Annotated in this window: 19 protein-coding genes and 5 pseudogenes; 12 read left to right on the top strand and 12 right to left on the bottom strand. The window is 67.7% G+C overall.

Annotated elements, in window-relative coordinates; genetic code table 11:
• Positions 1-292: pseudogene (locus AV521_RS50225) on the bottom strand (hypothetical protein); the annotation flags it as partial.
• 116 nt (positions 293-408) lie between these two features.
• Here AV521_RS50225 and AV521_RS45445 point away from each other — a divergent pair.
• From AV521_RS45445 to AV521_RS53105, 3 genes and pseudogenes are all read left to right on the top strand, one after another.
• Positions 409-672: an IS3 family transposase gene (locus tag AV521_RS45445; RefSeq protein WP_076097831.1), complete on the top strand. Its 264-nt coding sequence runs from the start codon at positions 409-411 to the stop codon at positions 670-672.
• A 101-nt stretch (positions 673-773) separates the two neighbouring features.
• Positions 774-896 (top strand): annotated as a pseudogene (locus AV521_RS53110) (IS3 family transposase); the annotation flags it as partial.
• A 31-nt stretch (positions 897-927) separates the two neighbouring features.
• Positions 928-1,311 carry an integrase core domain-containing protein gene (locus AV521_RS53105; RefSeq protein ID WP_079249751.1) on the top strand — a complete coding sequence of 128 codons (384 nt, stop codon included), beginning with the start codon at positions 928-930 and terminating at the stop codon, positions 1,309-1,311.
• Here the strand turns inward: AV521_RS53105 and AV521_RS52065 are convergent.
• A pseudogene (locus AV521_RS52065) lies at positions 1,283-1,399 on the bottom strand (helix-turn-helix domain-containing protein); the annotation flags it as partial. The gene AV521_RS53105 and the pseudogene AV521_RS52065 sit on opposite strands and share 29 nt — an antisense overlap.
• A gap of 477 nt (positions 1,400-1,876) precedes the next feature.
• Here AV521_RS52065 and AV521_RS45430 point away from each other — a divergent pair.
• The 3 genes and pseudogenes from AV521_RS45430 to AV521_RS52060 form a co-directional block, all read left to right on the top strand.
• Positions 1,877-2,560 carry a LysM peptidoglycan-binding domain-containing protein gene (locus AV521_RS45430; RefSeq protein ID WP_076097828.1) on the top strand — a complete coding sequence of 228 codons (684 nt, stop codon included), beginning with the start codon at positions 1,877-1,879 and terminating at the stop codon, positions 2,558-2,560.
• Between the two features lie 132 nt (positions 2,561-2,692).
• Positions 2,693-2,845: an FAD-dependent monooxygenase gene (locus AV521_RS50220; RefSeq protein WP_218639423.1), complete on the top strand. Its 153-nt coding sequence runs from the start codon at positions 2,693-2,695 to the stop codon at positions 2,843-2,845.
• A gap of 225 nt (positions 2,846-3,070) precedes the next feature.
• Positions 3,071-3,364 (top strand): annotated as a pseudogene (locus AV521_RS52060) (FAD-dependent monooxygenase); the annotation flags it as partial.
• Between the two features lie 136 nt (positions 3,365-3,500).
• Here AV521_RS52060 and AV521_RS45420 read toward each other — a convergent pair.
• Entirely contained in the window at positions 3,501-4,715 is a 1,215-nt protein-coding gene (locus tag AV521_RS45420; protein ID WP_256726007.1) for a beta-ketoacyl synthase, read from the bottom strand.
• A 152-nt stretch (positions 4,716-4,867) separates the two neighbouring features.
• Here AV521_RS45420 and AV521_RS49965 point away from each other — a divergent pair, with 152 nt between their 5' ends.
• Positions 4,868-5,026 (top strand): hypothetical protein, encoded by a 159-nt coding sequence (locus AV521_RS49965; RefSeq protein WP_179023893.1) that lies wholly within the window; start codon positions 4,868-4,870, stop codon positions 5,024-5,026.
• A gap of 17 nt (positions 5,027-5,043) precedes the next feature.
• Positions 5,044-5,226 carry a hypothetical protein gene (locus AV521_RS45415; protein ID WP_076097826.1) on the top strand — a complete coding sequence of 61 codons (183 nt, stop codon included), beginning with the start codon at positions 5,044-5,046 and terminating at the stop codon, positions 5,224-5,226.
• On the opposite strand, the gene AV521_RS45410 is transcribed toward AV521_RS45415, so the two are convergent.
• Entirely contained in the window at positions 5,213-5,875 is a 663-nt protein-coding gene (locus AV521_RS45410) for a peptidylprolyl isomerase (protein ID WP_079249750.1), read from the bottom strand. The genes AV521_RS45415 and AV521_RS45410 overlap by 14 nt on opposite strands.
• A gap of 401 nt (positions 5,876-6,276) precedes the next feature.
• Here AV521_RS45410 and AV521_RS53100 point away from each other — a divergent pair, with 401 nt between their 5' ends.
• On the top strand, positions 6,277-6,843 hold the full coding sequence (locus tag AV521_RS53100; protein ID WP_179023891.1) for an IS3 family transposase: 567 nt from the start codon (positions 6,277-6,279) through the stop codon (positions 6,841-6,843).
• Positions 6,801-6,956 carry a hypothetical protein gene (locus AV521_RS49960; protein WP_179023885.1) on the top strand — a complete coding sequence of 52 codons (156 nt, stop codon included), beginning with the start codon at positions 6,801-6,803 and terminating at the stop codon, positions 6,954-6,956. Before AV521_RS53100 ends, AV521_RS49960 begins: the two co-directional genes overlap by 43 nt.
• Here AV521_RS49960 and AV521_RS45400 read toward each other — a convergent pair.
• Positions 6,950-7,711, bottom strand: a complete 762-nt coding sequence (locus AV521_RS45400) for a G1 family glutamic endopeptidase (protein WP_076097825.1) — start codon at positions 7,709-7,711, stop codon at positions 6,950-6,952. The two genes, AV521_RS49960 and AV521_RS45400, sit on opposite strands and share 7 nt — an antisense overlap.
• Before the next feature lie 248 nt (positions 7,712-7,959).
• Between AV521_RS45400 and AV521_RS45395 the strand changes: the two genes are divergently transcribed.
• Entirely contained in the window at positions 7,960-8,928 is a 969-nt protein-coding gene (locus AV521_RS45395) for a helix-turn-helix domain-containing protein (protein ID WP_076097824.1), read from the top strand.
• Between the two features lie 20 nt (positions 8,929-8,948).
• On the opposite strand, the gene AV521_RS52050 is transcribed toward AV521_RS45395, so the two are convergent.
• Positions 8,949-9,083 (bottom strand): hypothetical protein, encoded by a 135-nt coding sequence (locus tag AV521_RS52050; protein ID WP_256726006.1) that lies wholly within the window; start codon positions 9,081-9,083, stop codon positions 8,949-8,951.
• A gap of 1,382 nt (positions 9,084-10,465) precedes the next feature.
• Positions 10,466-11,233, bottom strand: coding sequence for a thioesterase II family protein (locus AV521_RS45380; RefSeq protein ID WP_076097822.1), 768 nt, complete (start codon positions 11,231-11,233; stop codon positions 10,466-10,468).
• A gap of 203 nt (positions 11,234-11,436) precedes the next feature.
• Here AV521_RS45380 and AV521_RS47340 point away from each other — a divergent pair.
• Positions 11,437-11,757, top strand: a pseudogene (locus tag AV521_RS47340) (glycosyltransferase family 2 protein); the annotation flags it as partial.
• A 250-nt stretch (positions 11,758-12,007) separates the two neighbouring features.
• On the opposite strand, the gene AV521_RS45370 reads toward AV521_RS47340, so the two are convergent.
• The 5 genes from AV521_RS45370 to AV521_RS45350 form a co-directional block, all read right to left on the bottom strand.
• Positions 12,008-14,770, bottom strand: coding sequence for a LuxR family transcriptional regulator (locus AV521_RS45370; protein WP_179023889.1), 2,763 nt, complete (start codon positions 14,768-14,770; stop codon positions 12,008-12,010).
• A 250-nt stretch (positions 14,771-15,020) separates the two neighbouring features.
• Positions 15,021-16,514 carry an MFS transporter gene (locus AV521_RS45365; RefSeq protein ID WP_256726008.1) on the bottom strand — a complete coding sequence of 498 codons (1,494 nt, stop codon included), beginning with the start codon at positions 16,512-16,514 and terminating at the stop codon, positions 15,021-15,023.
• Positions 16,515-17,128: 614 nt separating this feature from the next.
• Positions 17,129-17,914, bottom strand: a complete 786-nt coding sequence (locus tag AV521_RS45360) for a collagen binding domain-containing protein (protein ID WP_143658771.1) — start codon at positions 17,912-17,914, stop codon at positions 17,129-17,131.
• Between the two features lie 113 nt (positions 17,915-18,027).
• The gene (locus AV521_RS45355; protein WP_256726005.1) at positions 18,028-18,693 is read right to left on the bottom strand and encodes a TetR family transcriptional regulator; all 666 of its coding nucleotides are present in this window, start codon (positions 18,691-18,693) and stop codon (positions 18,028-18,030) included.
• 273 nt (positions 18,694-18,966) lie between these two features.
• Positions 18,967-21,186, bottom strand: a 2,220-nt coding sequence (locus AV521_RS45350) for an SDR family NAD(P)-dependent oxidoreductase (RefSeq protein WP_143658770.1), incomplete at its 5' end; no start/stop codon positions are given.

Raw genomic sequence — 21,186 nt, 5'->3', positions numbered from 1 at the left:
TGAACCCCTGGGACCGGCACCCCGTAAAACCGGTGATGTGGCCGACCGTAAACCGACCCCGCAGGCGCTCGAAGGCGAGGCGTCCAACGTCCCACACGACGAGTTCGCCGTCGAGCGCGGTGCGGTCGGGAAGCTGTATGACGGTGGCGGAGATCGCCGGACGAACTGTGTGTGGCGTCGCCAGCACCTGACCGATATGGGGCAGTTGCCCGGCAACGAACAGCAGCGACCTGTCCGAGCTCGCTGCTGCTGCCCGCAAGCGAATCGCCGAGCTGGAGGCCGAGTTGGCCATTCACCGGCGGGCTGCGGAACTACTGGGTGAGGTGACGTCCCCAAAAGGCGGTAAAGGCGGTTCGAAGCCATCCGCATGATGGCTCGTGAGCACCTGCCGGTGCAGTCGGCCTGCCGGTGCCGCATGTCGCCGAGTCCGGGTACTACGCCTGGCGGGACCGTGCACCGTCGAACCGCATGGTCAAACACGCCTGGCCGACCGAGGCCGTCGCCAGCATCCACGCCGCCTCCCGCGGCACCTACGGCTCCCGCCGGGCGCACGCCGAGCTCGGTCTGGGCCTGAGTATTCATGTCACCCACGGCACCGCGGAGCTGCTGATGCAGCGAGCCGGCCTGCACGGCCTGCCGGGCAACCGGCAGGCCCACGCGCCACGCACGTGAGCCCATCCGTCACCGACCTGGTGGAGCAGAACTTCACCCGTCACGCCCGGGACCAGTTATGAGTCACCGGCGTCACCGAGCACCCCACCCGGGAGGGCAAGGTGTACTGCGCGGTCGTCCTGGAGACGTTCTCGCGGCGCGTGGTGGGCTGGTCGATCGATGCCTCGCCCACTGCGGCGCTTACCACCCACGCCCTGGCCATGGCCATCGGCAACCGCTCCCCGCGGCCGGGTGGCACCGTCATCCACTCCGATCATGGTGCGCAGTTCGGGTCCTGGGCGTTTCATCCAGCGCGCGAGGGCCTCCGGCCTTCTGCCTTCGGTGGGCTCCATCGGGGACTGCGTGGACAACGCGATGATGGAATCCTTCTGGGCCCGGGTCCAGGTCGAACTGCTCAACCGCAGACGGTGGCGGACGCGTCCAGAGCCGTCCACGGCCCTGGACGAGTACCTGGAGATCTTCCATGGCCGACGACGTAGACACTCCGCGCTGGGCATGTTCAGCCTGGTGGAGTACGGACTCCGCGCCCCGCCAGCAGCCCGAAACCAGGCGACTCGACTCCACCCGACTCGGGGCAGTCCGGAGTCTCCATTCGAACCGGGGCGGTTCACACTGCCCCGGCCAGTTCCTGCTGGCTGAGGGGTACGGAAAGCTCGATGCCGGCCTCCGTGCGGCGGCCGCGTGTCCTCGTCAGGTCCAGGAGCAGCCGGGCGAGGCGCTCTCTGATGGGTCAGCCCCTGAGCGCACGGGAACACCTGCCCGCCGAAGGGGTCACCCCGAGCCCACGAGCCAGCCCGCCGCGGGAGCGATACACGGCCAGGCGGGCGGACCGAACTCCTGCGCTGTGATGTGAAACGGGCGGAGATCGATAGAGCAATGTCCTATTTTGGCATGATAAACGACAAAGGTACGACACATATCTATTTAAGCGATTAGGGCGCTCCATTTAAAGCAGGTGACGCAGTTCACTTACGATGCACCTTAGTGCTTCAATCCACCTCCATTCCCCCAATTCCAGGTCCTCGCGGCACCCAAAGCCCGAACCGACGACGAAGCAAGTTAGTAAATGAGGCAATTGTCGATTTATTCCCTGCGGGCTAAGAATGTGCGCGCCGCAGCGCACCGCTGAATGAAAAGTGGTGCAGCTTGCCGAGGGAACCGGCAACTGCGGGTCATGCAGATTCTGGAAAAAGAGGACCGTTCCATGCCCCGTCACGCCCGCAAGCACCCCTCCCGGACGCGCCGACTCATCACCGGCGGCACCGTCACCGTCGGCGCCCTCGCCCTGGTCTCCACCGCCGCACTGGGCACGGCCCAGGCCGCCCCCGCCACGACCACCTACACTGTCCAGCCCGGCGACCACCTGGCCTCCATAGCCCGCGCCCAGCATGTGCCCGGCGGCTGGTCCGCCATCGCGACCGCCAACCACATGGCCAGCCCCTACGCCGTCCAGCCGGGACAGGTCCTGACCCTGCCCGCCGGATCGACCTCCGCCACGAAGCCGGCAACCGCCACGAAGGCCACGTCTACTACGACCGCCACGACCGCCACCGGCAACCAGACCTACACCAACGACCTGGACGGCTGGATCAAGCACTCACTGGCGATCATGGCTCAGAACGGCATCCCCGGCACCTACAACGGGATCTACCGCAACGTGATGCGGGAATCCTCCGGCAACCCCAACGCCATCAACCTCTGGGACTCCAACGCCGCCGCCGGCCACCCCTCCATTGGCCTGCTCCAGGTGATCCAGTCCACCTTCACCGCCTACCACGTGCCGGGCACCTCGTCGAGCATCTACGACCCGGTATCCAACATCACCGCCGCCTGCAACTACGCCTACCACCGCTACGGATCCATCGACAACGTCAACGGAGCCTACTGACAGGGATCCACCGCTGCAGGGCGCTCAGCAACTCGCGGTCGCGACGGCACCTGACCGCTGTCCCCGCGAGTTGCATCGAGACCCCGTCGACGAGCACGACCCCAGCCTGCGCGGCCGTGGCCGGATTGGTATGTGCAAGTCCCGCAGGTCGAGGTGGAGCGAATCCTCGGGCAGCGCGCGGCGGAGCTGAGCCTCAAGGTGCGGCACGGGGTCGGGGTGCGTGGATACAACGCACAGTCGGACGGTGTCACCGTTCGCCTGGAGGCGGGGGCGACGTGCGCGTGACATGGCTCGTCGGTTGCGACGGAGGCCGCAGTCTGATTCACCGTCAAGCAGGCTTCGAGTTCCCGGCGCCGATCCGCACATCACGGTCCGCCAGGCGGTGGGCACCATCGAGGGGGCGGAGCAACCCGGGCCAGGCCGGCAGCACGCCCCCACAGGCGTCTACATCTACGGGCCGGGACCCGGTCGTGACCGCACCGTCGAGCTGGATGGTCCCCGGCGGACCGGGAGGCACAGGTCACCGCAGCCAAGATGGAGGCCAGTCTGCGGCGCGTCAGCGACGTCGATGTCCGCGTGACCGAGGTCATCAGCGGCACCCGCTTCACGGGCCATGCGCGGCAGGCGACGACCTGTCGGCGTGGTCGTGTGCTGCTCTGCGGCGACGCCGCCCACGCGCACTCATCGTTCAGAGACCAAGGCCTGAACCTGGGAAGAGGCGATGCAGCCAATCTGGGCTGGAAGCTCACCGCCACCGTGCAAGGGCGAGCGCCCGAGGGGCCTGCTCCACACCTACACCAGTGAACGGCACCCGATCGGAGCCTGGGTGCTCGACGGACGCGCGCGCAAGTGGCCGTGATAAGCGGCAACGCCTACAACCGTGCCCTCAGGGGCGCAGCCACCGATTTCCTTGGCACACGGGACCGGGCGACCTTCGTCGTCACTTGGTGAAGACGAGACTGACGTTGTGTCCGCCGAACCCGAACGAGTTGGCCAGCGCAGCAGACCACTGACCGCTGCGAGGCTCACCGCGCACCACGTCCAGTTCCACGCGCGGGTCGAGTTCGTCGAGATTGCGCGTGGCCGGCGCCGTGCCGTCCTTGAGCGCGAACAGAGCGGCCATGGCGCCGACCGTTCCGGACGCGCCCATCATGTGACCTGTCATCGACTTCGTCGCCGTCACCGCGGCGTGGCCGCCGATCACCCGGCCGATCGCTTCGGCTTCCGCCAGGTCACCGGACTCCGTCGAGGTGGCGTGGGCGTGCACGACCCCGATGTCCGCCGGGGCCAGGCCGGCGTCGCGCAGCGCCAGTTCCATGGCGAAGGCCTGGCCTTGCGCGTCGGAGGCCGTGATGTGGTTCGCGCTCGAACTCACGGCACTGCCGGCCAGCGCGCCGTAGGCACGCGCTCCACGGGCCCGCGCGAACTCGTGGCGTTCGAGCACCATCATCCCCGCGCCCTCGCCCATGACGAACCCGGACCGCTTGACGTCGAACGGGCGGGACACGGCCTCTGGGTCCACGGACCGCGTCGAAAGGGCCTTCATCTGGGCGAATGCCGCAATGGTGAAGGGGTGCAGGCATGCCTCCACCCCACCTGCGACGACCACGTCCGCCCGCCCACTGCGGATCAGATCCTGACCCAGGGCGAGGGCCTCCGCCCCGGACGCACAGGCACTCACCACAGTCCTGGCGCCCCCCTTCGCGCCCAAGTCCATGCTCACCCAAGCAGCCGGCCCGTTGGGCATCAGCATGGGGACCGCGAACGGCGACAGCCGGCGAATCCCGGCGCGTTCGAAGACGTCGTCCTGCCCCAGCGTGGTGAGGACACCACCGGTCCCCGTGCCGATGACGACAGCGAATCGTTCCGGCTCGACCTGCGGAGCACCGGCGTCCTGCCAGGCTTCGCGCGCACTGAGGACGGCGACCTGCTCACCGCGGTCCAGCTTCCTGGCCTCGGCCCTCGGAAGCAGGGAGGCGGGGTCCACCGTGAGCCCGGCCGCCACGTGCACGGGCAGGTCCGCGGCCCACTCCTCCTCCAGGAAGCGCACCCCTGACTTACCGTCCAGCAGCCCCGACCACGACGACGGCGCATCGGCTCCCAGTGGCGTCATCGCACCGACGCCCGTCACCAGCACACGACCGTTACGGGTCACACGAGCCTCCTTCAATTGTGTGAATACTACATAGTGCCCGACTTGCCCTCATGGGGATCATGCCAGCGTTCAAAGGGGGAATCAGGGCAGGAGCCGACCGATTTGAAGGCGAGAGATTGTCACATTCCAACAATTGGGTACCTCAGACAGGAGTGCACGGACGATGCGCCCCGCTGCCCGACGGTGCCGACACCGAGCAGAGGGCGCAGTGGGAGGAGCGGGAAACGACGCCGCAGTTCAAGCCGGCACCGGAGACCAAGGACACCCAACTCTTCGCCACGACCCCTGTCCTGGCACTCCTGGGAAACTGACGTCCTGCCCCGGCTCGATGGCTGACCTGGACTTGCCGTACCCGCTGCACGCGCTGCCGCTGAAGGTCGGCCATCCCGTGCTGGCCGACATCCCGCTGGACTGGGTCACCGGCCGGGCCTTGGTCGCCACAGGCCCAGGCCCAGGCCCGGGGCCGGGGCCGGGGCAGGCGCAGGGGCAGGACCGTATTACCTGCTCTTGATTTGTACCCGCTTGATGTTCACCGGCAGCCTAGGAAAGCCGTCTCCCGGCCCGTTCTGGTCGTCCTCGCCGCCCGCCGCGATCTTCTGGAGCACGTCGAGGCCCGCGGTGACTTTGCCGAACGGCGTGTAGGCGGGCGAGAGTTTGGTGTCCTTCCAGACGAAGAAGAACTGGCTGCCGTTGGTGTTGGGTCCGGCGTTGGCCATCGCCACCGTCCCGGCAGGATAGGTCGCCCCGGTCAGGTTCTCGTCGGGGAAGGAGTAACCGGGTCCGCCGCTCCCGGTGCCGGTCGGGTCGCCGCACTGGAGCACGTAGATGTGCGCGGTGGTGAGCCGGTGGCAGTGCGAGCGGCCGAAGTAGTCGCGCTGGGCGAGGAACTTGAAGGAGTACGTGGTGCAGGGAGCCTTGTCGGTCAGCGCCCGGAAGGTGATCGCGCCCTGGCCGGTGCGCAGCGTCGCGCTGTACGGCTTGGCGGCCTTCACCGGGTCGAAGACCGGTATCCCCTTGAAGTTGTCAGCGGGAACGGCCGGTGTGTAGGTGCAGGCGGCCGGCTGAGGGGCAGGGGGCGGGGCGTCGGCCGCAGCCTGCGTCGCGGTGCCGAGGAGGAGCAGGGGGAAGGCGGCGAGCAGGGCGCTGGGCTTACGGAGCACGAGACGGTTCCCTTCAGGTCAGCACCGCATGGGCATGTCATGGCCGCCTCATCCTGCCCGCTACGTCGTCCGGGGGAAACCCCTGCCCCGCCGCGCCGACCGGAAGCCCGTGGGATCGGCATCGTGGCGGGCATCTCCGTGCCGGACCACAGAAGGAAACGCATGCTCGGCACCGACTTCCGTACCGGATCGCCCAACTGGATGCACTGCGGCAGCCCGACACGACCGCAGCCGTCTTCGACTGGGCCTGCGCCTCCGCCGGACCCGAGGCTGGCGTGTATGGGCTCTCCCGGCTGGCCGGCCGGACCGTCGGCGCGCTCGGGCCGCCGACCGAGGAGAGCACCAACCCGGGCTTGTCAAGTTACTGATGGATTAGGCACGTTGAGGTAGGCAGTGGTGCTGTGGCGCCTGGCTCAGGCGGCCTTGGCCACGGGAGTGGTACCGGTAATCGTCCGCCAGATGGGGCCCCTCCTCGGGGCGGGGTTTCTGCTAGCGGCTGCCGCGAGGTCTCGCGCTCGGGCTGTTACCGGTGGATCGCTGGCGCGAAAGCCCGCGCCGAGAGACAGGCGGCCGAGGACGCGCTCGTCGCGGAGATCCGCGAGGTTCACACCGCGCGCAAGGGAACATACGGGTTCCGCCGCGTCCATGCCGAGCTGCGGGGCTTCGGGCACGCCGTCAACCGCATGCGGGTCGAGCGCCTGATGCGCCAGCACCGCATCGAGGGTCGGCACCTGTTGCGCCGCAAGCGAACCACGGTCCCCGACCGGCTTGCACCACCGGCCCCGGATCTTTCCAACATCGATTCCCTGCTGGACAGTTGGACGAGAAGTGGTGCCGCGACATCACCTACGCTCAGGTCGGCGGGGCGTGGCTGCTTCCAGTCTGTGTCCGGGGCATCTGTTCACGCAGGGTGCTCGGCTGGCCGATGGCCACACACATGCGCACGGAACTGGTCATCGACGCCCTGAAGATGGTGGTGGCGGCCCACGGCGGCTCGCCGTCCGACCACCAGCGGTGCCCGGACCTGTGCGGTCCGGGCACCGCTGGTGGTTCCATGCCTGCGCGGATCGGCCGTCAGTAGCGGATGACGCCCGGCCGTTCGGCGGGTGCGTGCGGCGCACGGGCAGCGCCGCTCGGCGTCATGGAGAAGGAGCCGCCGGACAGCGGTCCCGGCGCGTAGCCGCCGCTGGTGAACGACTGCGGATTCGTCGCGTCGAACGACTGGCCGTCCACCGTCACACCGGAGAAGTCCAGTTCGCTGAAGGACGGATAGCTCTGGGTGGGGGACTCGATGACCGCTTCGGCGCTGGCGTTGTTCGCGCCGAGGTTCTGGTCGATGTGTTCGGTCCAGCCCTGGGTGTTGTCGGTGAGCGTCAGCGTGTAGCTGCCTCCGCCGTTGGAGACCACTGAGGCCGTGATGCTGTCGCCTTCGGAGACCGGGTCGTTCCAGTACACCGGCGCAGCAGGGTACATCTCGTACCAGGCGGAGAGGACCGGCGACCCGCTGGAGCAGTCGGTCTGCACACCGGTCTGTTCCACCGTCTGCGAACCGTAGCCGTCCAGGCCGACCCAGGGGGCGAACAGGTCGTTACTGCTGTTGCAGGTGACATGCGGTTCGGTCCAGGAGCCACTGATGGTGCCGAAGCTTCCGGTGGCGACGTATCCGCCCCAGTTGCTGTCCTGGAATCGCCCCGTGTGCGGGCCGAAGCCCGTACTGGCGGCGACCGCCGACGTTCCGGCACACGCCGGGACGAGAGCGACGGCGGTGAGCAGCAGACCCGCGGCTGCCGCTCGGCCGGTGAAACGATTGCGTCTGGTTCCTGTATTCGTGCCCATGTACCGGTCTCCTGTGGGGGATGGAGTCGATGTTCGGGGCCTGTCAGACCGGGGTTCATCGTGGGTGCGGTTTGCGTGAACCCTCAAGAGTCAGGCGGCAGCAGGAACCCGTCATGGCGAGAACATGACACAATGGCCTGCCGGCGGGTACCGCTCGTCCAGCTCCGCCCGCCCGGAGCCGAAGGACGGTCAGGGTGTTCCCAGCCGGTTTTCACACTGCGTCAGGCGCAGTCCAGCCGCCGGTGCCCATGCGCGCGGCCTCGGGTGGTCTGCTCGAAGGCCTAGGAATTCCTGAAGCGGAACAGAACGCCTATCTACGCGTCCTCGCCTCTACGCGCTGTACGGCAGCCGGTCTCGCCATGGAGTTGGGCATCACGACCGACCGTACCGAGCGGCTGCTCACCGCGCTCGCCCGACAGGGTCTGGTCACCCGGCACGATGGTGTTCCGGTCCACTGGTCAGCCGCGGCGCCCGACGTCGCCGTCGAGGCGCTGCTGCTACGCCGGGAGGCGGAACTGCTGCGCACCCGCGGCCGGATGGGCCAGTTGATGCGGACCTACCGGCGGGCCCAGCAACCGCAGACGGCCGACCTGATGGAGGTGGTCACCGGACAGGCCGCCATCGCGGAGCGCTGGCGGCAGATGCAAGACGGCGCACGGCGGCATCTCATGCTGTTCGACAAGCCCCCGCACATCTCGCCCACTGACACCGAACTTGAGCGCTCCCTGCTGGCCCGTGGAGTGCGCATCCGAGCCGTGTACGAGGCAGGTTCGGTCAGCGCCCCCGGCCGGCTGGCCGAGATCCGCGAGGTGGTCGCGGCCGGAGAGGAGGCGAGGCTACTACCCCAACTTCCCTGCAAGCTGGCCATGGTGGACGACCGCTGGGCCATGCTGCCGGTGGCCACCGGCTCCGAGTTGCAGGCCGCGGTACTGGTCCGCGCCTCCTCCCTGCTGGACGCGCTCACCGGGATGTTCGAGGCGTACTGGCATCGGGCGGTACGGGTGCCGGACGCGAGCGGCCCGACGCTCGGCACGGGGAACCGCCGGGGCGAACTGCTGACGCTGCTGTCGGCCGGGTTCACCGATGACAGCATCGCCCGCCAGTTGGGCGTTTCACCGCGCACCGTCCAACGCTGGGTGCACGAGGTGATGGACGACCTAGGCGCGCGGACCCGCTTCCAGGCGGGCATCCAGGCGGCCCGGGCCGGTCTGCTCTAGGTATAAAACTGCCGGAAAGATCAGCTGGCGTTGGGGTCCCGGCCGATCAGCCGGGTCAGCAGCTCAATGATCTGAGCCTGATTGCGGTCGATCCTCTCGCCGAGCCCGCGGACCTCGTCAGCGAGGTCATCCACTTTCTCGTCCAGGTTGCCCATCTGAAGCACAGCGCCGGCAGATCGCTCTTGACGATCCCGAACGATGAGGTCCTCAGGCACTCGGACGGATCCGATGGCAGCCTTACGGATAGCTGTGATAGCCATGGGGTCCCCGTTCCTTGTTCTCTGATCAGAAGCGGTCATCGTGCAAGCGCGACAGTCACGGCCACAAAGATGCCGAGGCCGGACGCCATCGGGCGTCAACGTCATTCGCTTCGCCGACTGCGCCGCTGCTGGGCTTTTCCGCCTTGTCGACGGACGTTCTTCCAGTGTGCTGAGATGCGCTGGAGAAGTCGTGAGCACAGAGTCCACAGCTCGGTTGGCAATGAGTCCGCTACAGACGGGCCGAGCCGGGGGCCAACGCCGATACGGTGAGAAGGCGTCGCTGGGGAGTCCGCTTCCGGCTGCCTGCGTAGACGCCTGATCTCCGCGATGAGCCGGGGGACAGCTTCCCAGGCGGCGGCGTTGAACTGCACGTTCTCGTCCCAGCACTCGTCAGCGGTGTCGGCGTAGCGGGGGCGCTGGATCAGAGTCGTGGCCACGGTCTTGCGATGGCCGAGCTTCCGGAGGGGCCGTGTCCGTCATGCCCCCGCAGCGGGTCATCAGCACCTTGAGTGCCTCGTTGAGATATGCGCGGAACTCCCCGCCCTCCTCCGGGGGCAGCATCGAGGGCACCGCGTGGCCGAGTTGGGCGTGGCCCAGATAGACGGTATACGCGAGCAGTCCGTGGCGGCGGGCTTCCGGACGGCCCTCCGCCGCAGCTGCCCACGGCCGGGCCAACTCCTCAACCTGCGAAGCCAGATGCATTGTCGATATGCTCGTGAACAGTCACAGGGAAACCCGCCGACCTGGAGGCCTGCTCCTTCGCCCCGGACGGCGCAGACGGCATCTATGTCAACGCATCCGACGTCCACGCGGGGTACATCCTCCACCACCCGGTGGACGCCGAGAAGTTGCCGTGCGCGCTGCCTTCGGGACATGAACAAGATCGAGGCGTCCGTCTGGAACGTCCGGTCCGCCATGACGGCCGTCAACAACCTCAATGGACCGTAAGAGGACGAGCCGGGGGGTCGTAGGGCGGACGGCGCCGGTGATCGGCTTTTCGGCTGCCTACCTGCTCGACCCGTAGGTGCAGTCACGGCCGACAGGGATGTGTTCGAGGCAGACCGATACGAAGTCCCCGATCGCCGGCCCTCCCAGCTCAGTTGGGCGATGACGCAAGTACATCCCCTCGTCTGTCCCGGCAGATCGACAACACTGAAGAGCAGGCGCGGTCGGGCCAGGCCGGAGTGCACGAACCTCCGTCTCCCCGGCCTGCGGCCTCATCTGCTGGAGACGCCTCAAGAAAACCCGACCATGATCGCGTTACGAGCTCTTAGGGATTATCCCTGTTGAGGAAGCAACGAAGAAATCTGCTGAGAAATCGCGGATATAACGCGGGGTGCATGATTGTTCAGGTAGAAGTGTCCGCCCGGATAGACATGCATCTCGAACTCGCTCTCCGTGTGCTCGCCCCATGCGCGCGCCTCGTCGAGGGTCGCCTTCGGGTCGTCGGTGCCCACGTGCACGTGAATGGGGGCGGCGAGGCGGGCGCGAGCCGTGTGCCGGTAGGTCTCAGCCGCCTTGTAGTCGCTGCGGATCGCGGGCAGCACCATGCGCAGCAGCTCCTCGTCGCCGAACACCCGGGCGTCGGTGCCGCTGAGCGCGCGCAGCTCGGCGACCAATCCGGCGTCGTCGCGCAGGTGGACAGTCTCGTCCCGGTGCCGAGATGGCGCACGCCGACCGGAGGCGAACACCACCAGCGGCACCGTCCCCCGCCGCTCCAGGCGCAGGGCGAGCTCGAACGCGAGCGAGGCTCCCATGCTGTGCCCGAAGAGCGCGAGCGGCCGGTCGGTCCACGGCAGGACCTGCTCGATCAGCGCATCGGCGAGTTCGGGGAGAGACTCGATGCACGGCTCGGTGTGGCGGTCCTGACGGCCTGGGTACTGTACAGCGAGCACGTCGAGGCCGGGCGAGAGTGCCTGCGAGACGGGAAAGTAGAACGGCGCGGAGCCTCCCGCGTGCGGCAGGCACAGGAGCCTCGCCGGCGCGCCCTGGGCCGGGTGGAATCGGCGGATCCACAGGCTGGTGTCTGTCAGGTTCGCGGTCACCCAATGTCCTTTCGTGCTGCCGGTCGAGGAGGGCGGTCGCGCCTGCCCGCACGGCGAGTGGGATACGCGAACCACCCTGCCGGGCCGCGGCGAACGGGCACAACCCCTGAGTTCTACGGGGTGTTGGAGAGGTTGCTCAATTCGGCATAGGGGTGGTCGTGAAAACGCGGTCGGGCGTTGGTGGGTGTATCTGGCAACTACAGTTGTCGATTGCGATCCGGTGTGACGGCTGGCGCGTCGTCTACGAGGAGAAGGCCATCGCCTGGACCGAGGCTCCCGCTTCCCTCGGCGCCCTGCGGCGGCAGCGTTACCGCTGGTGCTACGGGACCCTGCAGGCGATGTGGAAGCACCGCGGCGCCGTCCGCCAGAGCGGAGCGACCGGCAGGTTCGGCCGTCGCGGGCTGATCTTCCTCGACCCCGTCCACGTACTGCTGCTGTGGTGCCGCCTGCGCTGGCAGCGCATGGAGCGCTACGGCTCCCGCCAGGAACCACCGCTGTCACCGGCAACGGGGGCCCGGGGCTGACGGCAGGGGCCCCGGATTGGCGAATTCCCCGGGCCCCTGCCGTCGAGCGGCGTCAGCCACACTGACGGGGGTTGCCCTGCTGACGCCCGCAGCCGCAACCGCAGCCGCACGCACCGAACAGCGGAAGGGGAGCCCGGAGTGCGGCTGCGCTTCTACCTGAACCGCACCAGCCACTCGGCACTGCCCGGATGTGCCGCATAGCACGTACCGTCACCCCCAGGACCACTCCAGCAGCCCAGGAGTCTGGAGATCACTGCGGCACCAACTCGTCGTACATGGACTGCAGGCCGCTGCGGTGCTTTATCCCCAGCTTGCGATAGATGCGGGTCAGATGCTGCTCAACGGTGCTGACGGTGATGAACAGCTTGCCGGCTATCTCGCTGTTCGTGTGGCCCCGGCCGGCCAGCAGGGCAACCCGTTGCTCCGCCTTGCTCAGATCCTCGATCCCCACTGGTTCACTGCTGTCTCGGACCGCTTCCTGTGGGGACTCGTCAGCGAGGTACAGCATGTTCGACAGTCCTTCGGCGTTGCATTCCTTCGCCATCTCCCTGGCCTGTCGCATGAGCCTCTTGGCGGTGCCGTGGTCACCGTACGAGTAATGCGTACGTCCGAGGTAGCCGAGCAGCCTGGACTCCTCGACGCGGTCCGGGTCGTCCCTGATGGCCTTCAGGGCCTCGTTCAGCAGCGGCATGCGGCGCTCCGCCGCGGACGCTTCGGCTATGACACGCAGCGTCAGTCCGCGCGTACGGCCCTGTGCTGGGCTGAGCAAGGACAGTTGCTCGTTCGCGATCTCCCTTGCCTCTTCCTCCCTGCCCAGCGCGATCAACGCCTGCGCGACGTCACTTCGCCAGGGAACGAATGAGGGCAGGTCGATCCCCCAGGACTGCATGCTCTGTCCACACGCCTGAAACTCCAGCAGGGCCGCACGCGGGCGATTGATCGCCAGGTAGTAGTGGCCGTGCGCGTGCTGGTAGTAGAGGCCTGCCGGGTGCTGCAGAGCGGCGGCATCCACCGGGTGGCTGACGAGCCGACCGGCCGCCTCCAGGTCTCCGCGTATCGTCAGCGAGAGCACCAGGCTGGCTGTCGCGTACTCGACTCCCATGCTCCAGTCCATCGCCGCGCGGGCATGGCTCTCCGCCGCCTCAAGATCTCCGCTTCGCAACGCGGCCTGTGCCATGATCGCCCCGAAGACCGCCACCCAGCTGCGTACCCCTCGTTCACTCGATTCCTTCAGCAGCTCTGTCCCCCATGCCAGTGCCGCACCGTGCCGATCGGCGTAGACGAGGGCGCACAGCACCATCGCCAACGGATCGAAGGTCTCATCGGACAGCTGCAGTGCGCGCAGGCGCTCGTGGCCGGCATCGATGTCGGGCTGCGACAGTTCGCCCCGTAGGACGCCGTTGAGCAGCCCGGCGGACTGGAGCTGCGGGTCTGTCGTGTACTGCGGCGGCGTGGGCTTGTGCCCTGCCTCCTCCAGCACGTCCGCCGCGTTCCGTGCCACCAGCGGGTAGGTGCACCCCAGCCAGAGCCTGAAGGCTTCCCAGTCGCTCGACTCGGTGGCGCTCATGTCCCGCACAGTGCCGCCAATGTGGCGCAAAGCGTCTTCCGCCTGTTCGACCTGCCGATACAGCAACAGGTACTTGATCAGCAAGATGGCCTGTCCCACCTGCAGACGGCCCTCGTACAACGCCTCCGCCAGCGCGCCGAAGCGCCGTCCCGCCGCGACCGGGTTCACTCGCCCGTCGATGTGGGCGAGTATCAGTGTCACCGCCGCGCGCTGGTCCGGGCTGACCGCGCCGCTGTGGGCCAGTCGCGTGTACTCGGCGGCCAGCTCCATCCGGTCCTCGTGCAGTGCGTGCTCCGCCGCCTCCAGCAGCAGCGGTACCGCCCATGCGTCCCCCGCGTGGTCCGCCGCCAAAAGGTGCTTGGCCACCTCGGCCGCCGGTACGCCCTCGCGGAACAACAGGCGTGCCGCACGTAGATGAAGCGCGGAACGCCGGCTCGGGTCGAGACTGCCGAGCACCGCGGCACTCGTCTCGGGGTGGCGGAACCCCCGGTGATCCAGGAGGCCGATACGACGGAGAACGTACTTGCACCGCTGGACCGCATCGCTTTCCAGGGAAAACAGTCGACCGACCAGATGAGTTGCCTGCGACATTTCGAGCACCGCGAGGCCATGAGCCACGTCTGCGGTCAGCTCATCACTGCGTTGCACGCACACCGCCACCGCCTGACGGTATGCCTGCGTGGTGTTCGGCATAACCGGGCAGTTCATCGCCTCGGCATCACCGAGCCGATCTTCCAGTAACGCGTTGACAAGTAGCGGATTCCCGCCGCTCAGTTCTTCGTACCTAGGAAGCAGCCGTTCTGCCTCCGCCCGCTTCATATGACTCGTCAGAATCTGAGCGATTCCGCAGGACGAGAGCGGTTCGAGGTGGATTCGATTGGCGTTGGGCTGGCGGAGGATCTCCGCCTGGAAGAGCGGATAGGCCGGGGCGGCCCCGGAAAGCATGTTGAAGACGAGTAGAACGCGCCTGTTCGTTATACGCCGGGCGAGATAACGAAGGAAATGCAGCGACATCCTGTCGGCATGATGGAGATCATCGATCGTGACCAGCAGGGGCCCTTTGCTCGACAAGCGCATCATCGCGGCGTGCAGCTTGGCGAGAACTCGTGCGTGATCAGGGCGGACGAGCTCGGGATCGACCGTCGTGACACCCTCCAGGAGGATGCTGTCCTGGATTATCTCCTGGATTTCCATGACGTCACCAGACGGCAGTGACACGTTATGCGACAGTTGATCGGCGACACCAAACGGAATTTCGCATTCCGCATGTGACGCTACGGCGGAGAGGACGGTGACACCAGCGACTGATGCACGTTGCACGAAGGCATTGAGGAGTTCGGTCTTCCCGCTCGCCACCGGCCCGCTGATTAGGGCAACACCCCCTCTGCCGCTCGACCCCTCAGTTAGCAGATCGTCAAGCAGCGCGAGTTCCCGGTCGCGTTCCACCAAACACATGACAGCCACCCCCGTTGTGGACTAGTACAGTGCCCACTGGAGGATAGCAACTACGTGCGACGAGACCAAAGATCTATCCGGTGGCTCACACTAAACTTTCGAACGTGACAAGCCAGAGGCCAAAGGACCGGCGACCAGACTCGTGAAGATTTCGCCGAGCACGCAACCATAACCACCACCATTGCGTCGTAGCGGGACGTCGGCGCTTCAGGGCCCGCTCGACACGGGCCCTGAAGCACAATCAGCCCACCGAAACGACGTCGTGCGACTCGCCGGAGCCCGTCGCGGCGGCTTGCCTCGGGACCTCCGGCAGGAACAGCAGCGTGCACACCAGTCCCGCCAGAGCGAAGCCGGACGAGACCACCAGTGAGACATCGAGGCCGTGCACGAAGGAGTCCCGTACCGAAGCGAGCAGCGAGGACGAGCCGGTCTCCCTCGCGACGGAGATCCCCCCGAAGACACCGGAGCGCGTCGCATGAACGGCGGCCGGCGGCAGACTCGGCAGCGTCAGGTGCGACTGGTACGCGGTCAGCAGCACACTGCCGAGGATCGCGGAACCAAACGGCGCACCAACCTTGTTCACCGCCTGCAGCACGGCCGCCCCCACCCCGCTACGCTCCTCTGGCACCTGGGACAGCACCACCGATGTCGCCGTGGCCATGGAAAGCCCCATTCCGAAGCCGGACAGCGCCATCCACGCTCCGGAGAACCCGTCACCGGAACTCGAACCAGTGGTGGCGCCGAGGAAAAGCCCCCCGGCCATCACGGCGAACCCGGCGGCGACGGTGATCTTGGCACCCAGCAGCCGTGCGAACCGGTCCGCGGGCACGGCGCCCACCACCAGGCCGCCGATCAGCGGCAGCAGACGCAGTCCCGAGCCCATCGCGTCGGTGTCCCGCACGGCCTGGAAATACTGGGGCATGATGAAGATGACACCAATGTTGGACAGTGCCACGAAGCCGATGAGGATGACACCCCAGGTGTAGGACTTCGCCCGGAAGAGGGCCGGGTCGAGCATGGGCCGCCGGCCTGGGCGCGCACTGACACGGCTCTCGTACTGGTAGAACGCAATCAGCAGGATCAGGCCGCCGCACATCAGCGCCCAGGCGAGGGCATCGCCCCAACCGCGTTCGCCCACCTTGATCAGACCGAAGGTCACCCCGACCAGCCCGAGCGTGGACAAGCCGGCGCCGATCAGATCCAGCTGCGGACGCGCCTCGGCGCGCGACTCGGGCACCAGCGTCAGGACAACGGCCGCGCCCAGCAAGGCGATCGGCACGTTGATCAGGAAGACCCAGCCCCACCAGGCGTGCGTCAGCAGCCAGCCACCCACCAGCGGCCCCAGTGGCAGCGCCAGGAAGTTGGCCGCCGACCAGACGCCCACCGCCTTCGGCCGCTCCTCCGCGGTGAACAGCACAGTCAGCGCGGACAGGGCCATCACGATGATCCCCGCGCCGGCCACACCGAGGACGCAGCGCGCCACGATGAACTGCCAGGGATGGTGCGCATAGGCACACGCACCGGACGAGGCGGCGAACAGCACCAGCGCTCCGATCAGCACCTTCTTGCGCCCATAGCGGTCACCGAGCAGGCCGACCGGAAGCATTGAGGCCGCGAGGAAGAGCAGATAGGACGAGGAGAACCACTGCAGGTCGGTCTCGGTCGACTGAAGGGCATGCGCGAGCTGCGGCAGCGCCACGCTCAGGATCGTGCCATCCAGGCCGACGGCCAGCATCGACAAGCTCAGCGCTCCCAGCGCCCACCACTTGTGGCGCCCTGACGTCGACATGGCAACCCCATTTCAATTTGGATGTGTACCTTCTTTTGAAGAGTACCTCTCTTTTGGGAGTGGCGCTACCACATTTTCTCATGGGTAGGGTTCGGCGGCGGCCAGAGCGTGCACGGCTTCCGGCAGGCGCCTGGCGCGGAGCGGGCAGGAGAGTTGGCCACCCCTGCTGTCCGTGGCGGATGGGGCGGCGGGATCCGGGGCAAAGACAGCTGGGATCGGCCAGGCGAGCGGGGTGATCAGATCGAGACGCCGAATCCCAGGTCGCCGGCCACCGCGGGAGCCGTTACGCTCAGCCGGCTCAACTGGCAGCAACGTCCCGGCGATCCGGTGGACAGCCTCGGCGGTCGTCGGGGCGAGGGGCATGATCCCGCGCGTAAGCAGCTCGGCGAGCCGCCCCTGCGCGGGAAGGCGCACCAGGCGCACACGCGACTCGCTGGAAGGATGAAACGCCCGGGCCCAAGGGCTGTCCGCGCCAAGGGCCGTCGCAATGGCCCCGGAATCCCTTCGCCTCCCGCGATCTCCCGGGTCACGCACCAAGGCCCGGGGCCCTCACCGGGCCCCTAAGCCCCCAACTGACGTTCCGCAGTCCCGTGGTTCCGGTTCATCGACCGGTCTCGCCGCTCAAGGATCACCTGGACATCGTGATGGTCGCGGTCGAGCAGGATACGCATCGGCGCTGCCGACGAGTCGCCGACGATCAGGGAATAGATGCCCAAGGGAACGGTGCAGAAGCTGAACTGGCCGGCACCATCGGTGGTCTCCCGCAATTCGGAACCCGAGCCATCGGCCAGCTTGACCGGCACACACGCGAACGGCTTGCCATCGAAGTCGCGGACAACTCCCTTGAACCGCAGCGACCTACGAGTCAACTCCACGTCCACCAGGGCGGGTTCCACTCCGGTAGCGACGACGCGGAGCGCCCGGGGCTGGTGCTGGCGGTGGACCACGACAAGCCCGTAGCTCCCGGGCTGCAGTCCTCTGAATTGATATCTGCCCTCAGCGGAGGACATGGTGGAACCGATCACGAGGCCCATCGCGTCCACGAACATCACCAGCGCATCGGACACCGGCATGCGAAAGCAGTCTTCCGTGATCGTCCCCCAGACCATCGTGGTCTCGGGTAACCACAACGTGGCCTGTGTGCTCTCGGGAGACTCGATGACGACCTCGGCCGCCTGCGGCACATGGCCCTGCGCCCCGGCGAGAAGCACGTACTGACCGCTCTCCGGTACAGACAGGCGACACGAACCGTCCGGACCCGCTGTGCCGTCACCCAGCTTCCGGCCGGCGTAGTCGACGATGGTGAGGCAAGCACCGGGAACCGGGAACCCTCCCGTGTTCAGCACCCACCCCTGGACACCTCCAAGGGTGTCATGACGACTGCTCACCGATGCCCCCTCCCCTGCCAGTAACCACCCATGAAGCGATCGGGCAGGCGAAGGCCCGACCGACGGCCGCGCTAGGAACGGCCTTCGTCCGGGTCCCTCGCCATCAGGCGGTTGAACTGGTCGTTGTCCAGGAAGGCCAGCACCTGGTCGAGTTCTGCCGCGATGTCCTGGGCTGGATCCTGCGCCCACCGCAGCATCGCGTCCAGGATGATGCCGAAGACGGTTCCGCTCAGCGCGCGGACCGCGGCGTCGTCGGTATCGCGCCCCGAGCGTTCGGCCACCAGCTCGGTGATGGTCCGCCTGGCCTGGGTGACGTTCCCCAGGCTGGCCGCCCACAGCTCGGGCACGGTGAACATCAGGACGTCACGGTCCCGCTGCGCCCCAAGTTCCGTCGGCGACAGCCCCTCCAGGGTGCTTCGAATGGCATGGCGGAGCGCCCGGACCAAGGGCAGGTCATCGGGCTGCGCGCGCCATGCCTGGATGAAGAACGCCTCCTGCTCGTCGGAGACGGCCAGTTCTTCCTTTGTCGAGAAGTACCGGAAGACCGTGCTCGTCGACACCTCGGCCGCCTCGGCGATCTGCTCCATCGTGGTGGCGTCGTAGCCCTGGTCACGGAAGAGGCGCAGGGCATGCTGCTGGATCGTGCTGCGTGTCTTGGCCTTCTTGCGCTCACGCAGGCCGGCGACTCGCTCGCCCTTCTCCGGCATTGCTCGCTGGTTCACCTTCGCAGGGCTCATGTCGGGCGTCTCCGAGTCTCACTCATCCAAGTGCTCCCAGGGGGCTCGGCCTGGAGCCGCGTGAACACCCTGGTCTGCTCTCCGTACGGTTCGCTACAAGAATACAGCTCGCCACCAACTGATAGTAGACTAGCAAAAGAGGTCGGGCTTGCATCTTCTGGTGACAGATGGCCGTCCGCGTTCCAGGACGCGGGGCCGACGACGACACCGAGCGCCGCCGACCGCATCGGTCCCGGCTGTGGTGCGGCGTTGCACCGCCCAGTGCGACCGTGCTCAGTTCGCGCCGATCTCCCTGTCGAGCAGGTCGAAGATCTCGTCATCCGTGGCCGTGTCCAGATCGGCCCCGGACCCCGCGAACTCCGTCTGCTGCCTGCTCCTCATCGCCTCCTGCCAGTTCCACAGCACCGTCTCCAACCTTCCCGTGATCTCGTCCCGGAGGCTTTCGTCGTCCGGGACCGATGCCAGGGCCTGCTCCAGCCGGCGGATCTCGGCGAGTGCGGTGACCGGTGGCTCTCCCTCCTCACCGCCCTGGAGACGCTCCAGCAGGTGGTCGGCGAGCTCCGCCGCGGTCGGGTGGTCGTAGAGCAGGGTGCCCGCGAGATCCAGCCCCGTCGCCGCGGCCAGGCGCGACTTGAGTTCCAAGCCGGTGAGCGAGTCGAAGCCCAACTTCAGGAAGGGCAGGTCCTGATCGAGGTCCATCGCGCCCGTATGGCCGAGAACAGAGGCCACTTCGAGGCCGAGCACTTCGAGGAGTGCGGACCGACGCTGCGCGGCAGGCACCTGCCGAAGCCGCTCGGCCAGCGAAGGCCGACCCCCCTGGGACTCGTCCGGCGCCGTGGTGTCCCCGTCCGACGGTTCGAGGTCCTTCAGCAGCGGACGCGGACGGGCGGCGTTGAACACCTCGGCGAAACGCGGCCAGTCCATGTCGGACACGGCCACGAAGGCCTCGTCGTGCTGCACGACCGCATCCAGCGCCGCGATCGCCTGGCCCGGGGCCATGGTGCGCATGCCGGTCTTGTTCAGCCAGGCCACATACTCTCCGTCCCGCGCCATTCCGTCGCCGGCCCAGGCGCCCCACGCCACCGCGGTGGCCCGGAGCCCCTCCGCGCGACGATGCTCGGCAAGGGCGTCGAGGTAGGCATTGGCCGCGGCGTACCCCGCCTGCCCGGCGCTGCCCCATACCCCGGCGACCGACGAGAAGAGCACGAACACCTCTGGTGAGGCGTCACGGAGCAGATCGTGCAGGTGTGCAGCGCCCGCCGCCTTCGCCGCCAGGCGCTCGGAGACATCCGCCAGATCCATGTCCAGCAACTGTTTGGCGTCTCCGACCACCCCGGCCGCGTGGAAGACGGCGGTGAGCGGCTGCTCGTCGGGGATGTCGGCCAGGACACCGGCGAGGGCGTCCTTGTCCGCGGTGTCGCAGGCGGTGACGGTGACGGAGCCGGCCCCCAATTCGATGAGTTCGTCACGCAGTTCTTCCACGCCGGGCGCGCCAGGGCCCTTGCGGCTGAGCAACTGGATGCGGGGAGCGCCGTTGCGGGCGAGCCAGCGGGCGACGTGACCGCCCAGGGCGCCGGTGCCCCCGGTGATCAGGGCCGTTCCGGTGGGGCGCCAGCCAGTGGCCGGTGGGGCATCGGGGAGCGGAGCGCGGACGAGTCGCCGGACCAGCACGCCGGTGTCCCGCAGGGCCAGCTGGTCCTCGTCCCCGATACCGGCCAATGCGGCGCACAAGTACGGTGCGATGGCGGCGTCAAAGGTGTCGGGCAAGTCGATCAGCCCTCCCCAGCCACCGGGATTCTCCAGGCCGGCGACGCGGCCGAGGCCCCAGATGAGGGCCTGGAGGGGGTGGGTGAGCGGCTCGCCCGGTACGGCGGCCACCGCACCTGTCGTAGCCGACCACAACCGGGCGTCGATCTGCGCGTCGGCGTGCGCCTGCGCCAGTACGACGGTGGCCGCAGCGCCCGCCGGGACTCCCGGGTACCGCGGATGGGCGGTCTCGCAAACTCCGAGCAGGGACAGTACGCCACGCACATCGAGGCCCTCGGCGGCGGTACGCAGCGTCTCGGCCAGCGTGTGCCGGTCTGCGCCGGCGGCGTCCACTTCCAGCAGCCGGGTATCGCCGCCGTACTCCTGCAGAGCACGCACGCACACGGCGACGGGATCCGTGCCGACGGTGCCCGTGGGCACCACGATCAGCCAGGTACCGTGCATCGTCGGCGCCTGAACATCCGTCAGCGGCCGCCAGTCGACCCGGTATCGCCAGGAGTCGAACGACCAGGCCCCCTGCTGGTCGCGGCGCCATGCGGCGAGGCTCGGCACCACCATGTCGAGCGACGCTCGCGCCTCCGCGGTCTCGATGCCGACCAACGTGGCGACTCCCGGCGCGTCGTGGCGTTCGACGGCTTCCCAGAAGCGGTGTTCCGCCGGGTTGGTGGTCTCGGGCCGGGTGCGGTCGAGCCAGTAGCGGGTGTGGTCGAAGGCGTAGGTCGGCAG

Source organism: Streptomyces sp. IMTB 2501, from assembly GCF_001953885.1.
GTDB lineage: Bacteria > Actinomycetota > Actinomycetes > Streptomycetales > Streptomycetaceae > Streptomyces.
This window is presented reverse-complemented; position numbering and strand designations above follow the sequence as displayed.